General features: G+C 71.7%; 8 protein-coding genes. 5 read left to right on the top strand and 3 right to left on the bottom strand.

What is annotated here, in order from left to right:
• A partial coding sequence (locus tag EEJ42_RS36320) for a PucR family transcriptional regulator ligand-binding domain-containing protein (RefSeq protein ID WP_184503443.1) occupies positions 1–720 on the bottom strand: 720 nt, incomplete at its 3' end.
• 353 nt (positions 721–1,073) lie between these two features.
• Between EEJ42_RS36320 and EEJ42_RS36315 the strand changes: the two genes are divergently transcribed.
• The gene (locus EEJ42_RS36315; protein ID WP_123106457.1) at positions 1,074–2,540 is read left to right on the top strand and encodes a sodium:solute symporter family protein; all 1,467 of its coding nucleotides are present in this window, start codon (positions 1,074–1,076) and stop codon (positions 2,538–2,540) included.
• A 46-nt stretch (positions 2,541–2,586) separates the two neighbouring features.
• Positions 2,587–3,381, top strand: coding sequence for a class II aldolase/adducin family protein (locus tag EEJ42_RS36310; protein WP_123106456.1), 795 nt, complete (start codon positions 2,587–2,589; stop codon positions 3,379–3,381).
• An 18-nt stretch (positions 3,382–3,399) separates the two neighbouring features.
• On the opposite strand, the gene EEJ42_RS36305 is transcribed toward EEJ42_RS36310, so the two are convergent.
• Positions 3,400–3,822: a DUF5997 family protein gene (locus EEJ42_RS36305; RefSeq protein WP_123106455.1), complete on the bottom strand. Its 423-nt coding sequence runs from the start codon at positions 3,820–3,822 to the stop codon at positions 3,400–3,402.
• A 72-nt stretch (positions 3,823–3,894) separates the two neighbouring features.
• On the opposite strand from EEJ42_RS36305, the gene EEJ42_RS36300 reads away from it, so the two are divergent.
• Positions 3,895–4,701 carry a LysR substrate-binding domain-containing protein gene (locus EEJ42_RS36300; protein WP_123106454.1) on the top strand — a complete coding sequence of 269 codons (807 nt, stop codon included), beginning with the start codon at positions 3,895–3,897 and terminating at the stop codon, positions 4,699–4,701.
• Here EEJ42_RS36300 and EEJ42_RS36295 read toward each other — a convergent pair.
• Positions 4,698–5,285 (bottom strand): TetR/AcrR family transcriptional regulator, encoded by a 588-nt coding sequence (locus tag EEJ42_RS36295; protein WP_123106453.1) that lies wholly within the window; start codon positions 5,283–5,285, stop codon positions 4,698–4,700. The genes EEJ42_RS36300 and EEJ42_RS36295 overlap by 4 nt on opposite strands.
• 255 nt (positions 5,286–5,540) lie before the next feature.
• Here EEJ42_RS36295 and EEJ42_RS36290 point away from each other — a divergent pair, with 255 nt between their 5' ends.
• Both EEJ42_RS36290 and EEJ42_RS36285 read left to right on the top strand, forming a co-directional pair.
• Complete coding sequence (locus tag EEJ42_RS36290) at positions 5,541–6,131, top strand: (2Fe-2S)-binding protein (RefSeq protein ID WP_123106452.1); 591 nt, start codon at positions 5,541–5,543, stop codon at positions 6,129–6,131.
• Positions 6,128–6,921: FAD binding domain-containing protein (locus EEJ42_RS36285; RefSeq protein ID WP_148082152.1), on the top strand; the 794-nt coding region annotated here is incomplete at its 3' end. The genes EEJ42_RS36290 and EEJ42_RS36285, both read left to right, overlap by 4 nt.

Raw genomic sequence — 6,921 nt, 5'->3', positions numbered from 1 at the left:
GGGCAGCGTGTGCACGGTCAGGTGCGCACCGTCGTGGTGGTGGGCCGCCGCCGAGGGAGGCGGCGGCCCGCTCGCGGCCCGGCCGGTGGCGGGGCGGGCGGTCGTCGTACGGACAGCGAGGTCGCGCAGCAGACCGGGCACCGGCTCCGGGGGACGCCGGCCCGCGCGGAACAGTTCGTTTCCCCGGCCGTCGTAGAGGACCGCCCAGGCGCCGGTGTGCGCGGTGAGCTGGGTGAGCACGGCCTGAAGCGCGTCGGGGCGGGCGGCGGCCGAGGCGAGGGCCGACTGCGCCTGCGAGACCGTCTTCAGATCGCGGTTGCGGGCCTCGGCGATGGCGGCGTAGGTCGCCCGGCCGACGGCGACGAACGGGGTGTGCGGCGGCAGCCGCAGCAGCGGCAGCCCATGGCGGTCGCACGCGGCGACGAGCTCCGCCGGTACCTCCTCGTGCACCGGGGCGACGCCGAAGCCGAGGGCCGCGACCCCGGCCGCCACCACGCGCGCCACATAGGTGTCGATGCCGTCCGCGTCGGGCGGCAGCCGCACTCCGGCGGTGAGGAGGAGTTCGCCGCCGACGAGATAGGGCGTGGGGTCCTCGATCTCGGTGGTGCCGACCGTGCCGATGCGCCGGTCCTCCGCGGGACCGGCGACCCGGCGCAGCCCCAGCGAGGGATCGGCGAGCAGCACGCTGAGGTGGATGGACGGTGGATCGTGCTCGGTCACAAGGCAGGGATCCTCTCATCCTGCGGCACCGCGCCGGGGTGTCGGATTCGTCCAACGGACGGTTTCACATCGGGCGAATCCGCGGGTTCAGCGCCAGTGTGCACCGTGGATAAGGTCACGCATCACTCCTAGGGGGTGTCCGCAAAGTCGCGTCGGATCAGCCCGCGGCGTCTGGTGCGTGCGATCGCAAGGCGGAGGGTCGTCCTCGCGGGGGCACCTCCCGGACGGAGTCTGGGGGCGGGCCTACTTGGACGGGCCCGACAACGCAGCGAGCGTGCGTGCCAGGCGTCGCGGGCCCGGCGGGACTTTGCGGACACCCCCTGGCCCCACGCCGTTCTGCTTCGGAGGACCTGATGGCCGTCGACTACCTCGTCATGCTCGGATATCTGCTGGCCATCGTCGGTGTCGGCTGGTGGGGCAAGAGACTCGCCGCCTCCAAGAGCGACTTCCTCGTTGCCGGGCGGCGGCTGGGCCCGCTGATGTACACGGGCACGATGGCCGCCGTCGTCCTCGGCGGCGCCTCCACCATCGGCGGGGTGCGCCTGGGCTACACCTACGGTGTCTCCGGCGCCGCGATGGTGTTCGCCATCGGGCTGGGGCTGCTGGCCCTCAGCGTGTTCTTCTCCGCCCGGATCGCCCGGCTGCGCGTCTACACCGTCGCCGAAATGCTCTCCCTGCGCTACGGCGACGCCGCGAGCGTCATCTCCGGCGTGGTGATGTGGGTCTACACCCTGATGCTGGCCGTGACCTCGACGATCGCGTACGCCAGCGTCTTCGACGTGCTGTTCGACGTGCCGCGCTGGGCCGCGGTCGTCATCGGCGGAACCATCGTCGTGGGCTACTCGGCGCTCGGCGGCATGTGGTCCATCACGCTCACCGACATGGTGCAGTTCGTGATCAAGAGCGTGGGCGTGCTCGTCCTGCTGCTGCCCATCGCGGTGATCAAGGCCGGGGGATTCTCGGAGATGGCGGACCGGCTGCCGCACGGCTACCTCTCCCCGACCTCCATCGGCGGGCAGACCATCTTCACCTATGTGCTGATCTACACGTTCGGCATGCTCATCGGGCAGGACATCTGGCAGCGGGTCTTCACCGCCCGCAACGACCGGGTGGCCACCTGGGGCGGGACGGCCGCCGGGATCTACTGCCTCGTCTACGCCCTGGCCGGGGCGTTCATCGGCATGGCGACCAAGGCGCTGTACCCGCATCTGGCCAGTGCCGACCAGGCGTTCGCCACCATCGTCCAGCACACCCTGCCCACCGGTGTCAGGGGGCTCGTCCTCGCCGCCGCCCTGTCGGCGATGATGTCCACCGCCAGCGGTGCCCTGATCGCCTCGGCCACGGTCGCCAACAACGACATCTGGGCCCGGCTGCGACGTCGCACCACAGGGGCCGCGGACGGCCCGGACGAGCGCGACGAGATCCGCTCGAACCGGCTGGCCATCGTCGTCCTCGGCGTGACCGCCATCGTCATCGCCTGTGTCCTGGGCGATGTCCTCGCCGCGCTCACCGTCGCCTACAACCTGCTGGTCGGCGGCCTGCTGGTGCCCATCCTCGGCGGGCTGGTGTGGAAGCGCGGCAACCTGCCCGGCGCCCTGGCCGCGATGATCGCGGGCGGCATCACGGTGATCACGCTCATGGTGGTCGAGGGGCTGCTCGCCAACGAGCCGATCTACTTCGGCCTGCTCGCCGCCCTCGTCGCCTACGTGGCCGTCAGCCTCGCCACCAAGCCGACCGAGGAGGCCGCGGTCGACGCCTGGCGCCGCCGCGTGGCGGGCGAACCGGCCACCGCGCCCGAACCCGCACCCGTGACCGTCTGAGACGGACCGACTCCTCCGTCACCCCCACGACCCAAGGACTCACCCCGTGACCGCTTCGACGCCCCACCACACCGAGCAGGCCGCACACAACACCTCCGCCGAGGAGGTGCGGTTGCGCCGCGAACTCGCCGCGGTCTACCGCCTGGTGGCGCACTTCCGGATGACCGACCTGATCTTCACGCACATCAGCGCCCGCGTCCCCGGCCCCGAACACCACTTCCTGATCAACCCCTACGGTCTCCTCTTCGAGGAGATCACCGCGTCGAACCTCGTCAAGGTCGACCTGTCCGGCCGCCCCGTCGAGGAGACCCCGCACCCCGTCAACCCCGCCGGGTTCGTCATCCACAGCGCCGTCCACGCCTCCCGGCCCGACGCCCACTGCGTCCTGCACACCCACACCAAGGCCGGTTGCGCCGTCGCCGCCCAGGAGGACGGCCTGCTGCCGCTCAACCAGATCTCCATGGAGTTCTACGGCAGGCTCGGCTACCACGACTACGAGGGCGTCGCCCTCAACCTCGCCGAACAGCAGCGGCTCGTCGCCGATCTCGCCGGTCACCCGGCGATGATCCTGCGCAACCACGGCCTGCTGACCGTCGGGGAAACCCCCGCCCAGGCGTTCCTGCGCATGTACTACCTGGACAAGGCGTGCGAGATCCAGGTCGCGGCGACGGCCGGGGGCGCGAAACTCGTCATGCCGCCTCCGGACATCCGCGAATTGACGGCGCGTCAGCTCGCGGGCGAGGACGAGGGCTCCGACCTCCAGGACGACACGGCGTACGACCTGGCCTGGTCGGCGCTGCTGCGGCTCGTGGAGCGCGTCGCCCCCGACTACAAGGACTGAACGGGACGGAGAAGAGGGTCAGGAGTGCGACGGGCCGGACTGGGCGTCGCGCTCCGCCTTCTCGGCCTTCTCCGCCTTCTTCTCCTTGATCCGCACCGCTTCCTTGCGCACCTCGGCCTGCGTGGCGCGCTCCTTCTCCAGCCACTCGGGGCGCTCCGCCTTCAGGGCCTCGATCTGCTCGGTGGTGAGGGCCTCGGTGATACCGCCGCGCGCCAGGCCCGAGATGGAGGTGCCCAGCTTCGCCGCGACCACGGGGCGTGGGTGCGGGCCGTTGCGGCGCAGCTCCCGCAGCCACTCGGGCGGATCGGTCTGGAGGGCGTTCAGTTCGGCGCGCGTGACGACACCCTCCTGGAACTCGGCGGGGGTGGCCTGGAGGTACACACCCAGTTTCTTCGCCGCGGTCGCGGGCTTCATCGTCTGGGTGGTCTGGTGCGACTTCATGTGTCAAGGGTATCGACCGTATACGCGGCCCCGGACCACGGCCTCGGGCCGCGCGACCGGTAGCCTGGCGGGGTGACAGGCTCGGAAGAATCCCCTACGTTCCGGCTCGCGTATGTCCCGGGGGCGACGCCCGCCAAGTGGGTGCGGATCTGGAACGAGCGCCTGCCCGACGTCCCGCTCACCCTCCTCGCGGTGCCCGCCGCCGAAGCCCCCGACGTGCTGCGGGACGGCGGCGCCGACGCGGGGCTCGTGCGGCTGCCGGTGGACCGTACGGTGTTCAGCGCGATCCCCCTCTACACCGAGACCACCGTGGTCGTGGTGCCGAAGGACCACGTCGTGGCGGCGGTCGACGAGGTGACCGTCGACGATCTGGCCGACGACATCGTGCTGCACCCCCTCGACGACGTGATCGGCTGGGAGCGCCCGCCGGGGCGGCCCGCGATCGAGCGCCCCGCCACGACGGGGGACGCCATCGAGCTGGTGGCGGCCGGAGTGGGGCTGCTGGTCGTGCCGCAGTCGCTCGCCCGGCTGCACCACCGCAGGGACCTCACGTACCGGCCGCTCACGGACGCGCCCCAGTCGAGCGTCGCGCTGTCGTGGCCGGAGGACGCGACCACCGACCTGGTGGAGGACTTCATCGGGATCGTCCGCGGGCGGACCGTCAACAGCACCCGGGGTCGTACTCCGCCCCCGGCGCAGCAGAAGCGCAAGCCCGCGGCGGGCAAGACGGCGTCCGGCAAGTCCGGCAAGACGGCGTCCGGTAAGGCGGCGGCGGGCAAGTCCGGATCCGGCAGGGCGGCCGGGGCCGGGAAGAACCCGCGGGGCCGCTCCGCGACGCCCAAGGGCGCCAAGCGCGGCAAGCCGCGCCGCCGGTCCTAACGGGGTGCCTGCCCCGGCGCACCGGCGCGCAGGCCGTCCATGACCAGGTCCAGGAGCCGCCCGGCGCATGCCTGCCAGTCCCCGCAGGGGTCGATCTGCCACAGCCCGGCGATGGCGAGCATGAAGTCGTCGGGGGTGACCCCCGGGCGGATGGTTCCGGCCTCCTCGTTCGCCGTCAGCAGAAGCGTGACGGCGGAGGTCAGCGAGCCGCGTGCCAGTTGGACCAGGCCGCCGTGCGCGCTGGTGGCCTTGTGCAGCGCACCGGCCAGGCCCGCCTTGGTCATGGCGTACTGGGCGAGGCGGTCCATCCACTCCCGCAGCGCCTGGTCCGGTGCCCGGGTCCGCAGCAGCTGGGCCGCGGTGTCGGCGACCTGCTGCACCTCGTAGCGGTAGACCTCCAGGACCAGCGCCTCGCGGTTGGGGAAATTGCGATAGAACGTTCCCTGTCCGACGCACGCCTTCTTGGCGATCGCGCTCAGTGGGGCGTCCGCCGAGCGCGTCAGCTCCGCGAGGGCCACCTCCAGGATGCGCTCGCGATTCCGTTGCGCGTCCGAGCGCAGTGGGGTGTCCTTCTTCTCAGGCACGCCCTCCTCCTTCCCGGAACCGCGGTCGGGCCGCCCTTGCTAACCGGACAACTGTCCGATACGTTCATACCAGCCGGACAACTGTCCACTTAGGTCTACCTTAGCGGCAGAACCGGCCAGTGCGAACGGTCTGGTGCCGGTCGCCGCCAGCCCGCTCACCTTCCCAGACTCTTCCCGGGTCACTCCCGGGGCCCTTTCCGCACCGCCCGGATCATCTCGCTCGACGCGCACCAGCTACGCGAAAGAAGGCTGATCATGGCCCCATCGACGTCCAGCGCCATCACGCTGAACATCAACGGCGAGAAGCACACGCTGCCCGTCGACCACCGCACCACCCTGCTCGACGCCCTGCGCGAACGTCTCGACCTGACCGGCACGAAGAAGGGGTGCGACCAAGGTCAGTGCGGTGCCTGCACGGTACTGATCGACGGGCGCCGCGCCGTCTCCTGTCTCCAGCTCGCGGTGGCCGCCGAGGGGCGCGTCATCACCACCATCGAAGGCGTGGCCGAAGGCGAGGACCTGCACCCGGTGCAGCAGGCGTTCCTCGACCTCGACGGCTACCAGTGCGGCTACTGCACCCCCGGCCAGATCTGCTCGGCCATCGCCGTGATCGAGGAACACGCGGCGGGCTGGCCGAGCGCCGCGACCCAGGACGTGCGGCCCGAGGCGGAAGTGCAGCCGCTCACGGCCGAGGAGATCCGGGAGCGCATGAGCGGCAACCTGTGCCGCTGCGGCGCGTACGTGTCGATCGTCGAGGCGGTCGCACGGGCGGCGGAGGCCGCACAGCCGCCATCCGGCGGCTCGGGTGACGGGAACGGCGCGACGGAAGCGGAGGCAGCGGTATGAGGGAATTCGGGTACGAGCGCGTGTACGACGTCTCCGGGGCGGTGGCCCTGCTCGGCGCCGACCCCGACGCGCGCTACCTCGGCGGCGGCACCAACCTCGTCGACCTGATGAAGACCGGGGTCGAGCGGCCCGCGCGCCTCATCGACGTGCGCGACCTCCCCCTCGACCAGATCGAGGCCACGCCGGACGGCGGCCTGCGCATCGGCGCGACCGTCACCAACAGCGACCTCGCCGCCCACCCCGATGTGCGGTCCCGCTACCCGGCGTTGGCCCAGGCCGTGCTGGCCGGAGCCTCCGGCCAGCTGCGCAACATGGCGACGGTCGGCGGAAACCTGCTCCAGCGCACCCGCTGCGGCTACTTCACCGACACCGCCAAGCCCTGCAACAAGCGGGTCCCCGGCAGCGGCTGTCCCGCCATCGAGGGCGAGCACCACAACCACGCGATCCTCGGCGCCTCCGAGCACTGCGTGGCCACCCACCCCTCGGACATGGGGGTGGCGCTGACCGCCTTCGACGCCGTCGTGCACTACGAAACGGCGGACGGGCCGGGCGAGTTGCCGTTCGCCGAGTTCTACCTGCCCGTGGGGGACACCCCGCACCTGGAGACCGCGCTGCCGCCCGGCGCGCTGATCACCGGCATCACCCTGCCGCCCGCCCCGGTCGCGGCCCACTCGCGCTACCGGAAGGTGCGCGAGCGCGCCTCGTACGCGTTCGCGATCGGCTCGATCGCCGCCGCCCTCGACGTCCGGGACGGCGCTGTACAGGAAGTGCGCCTGGCCTTCGGCGCGGT

The sequence above is a fragment of the Streptomyces botrytidirepellens genome (assembly GCF_003721215.1).
Lineage (GTDB): Bacteria > Actinomycetota > Actinomycetes > Streptomycetales > Streptomycetaceae > Streptomyces > Streptomyces himastatinicus.
Note: the sequence above shows the minus strand (reverse complement) of the source record. Positions and strands in the feature narration are given on the sequence as shown.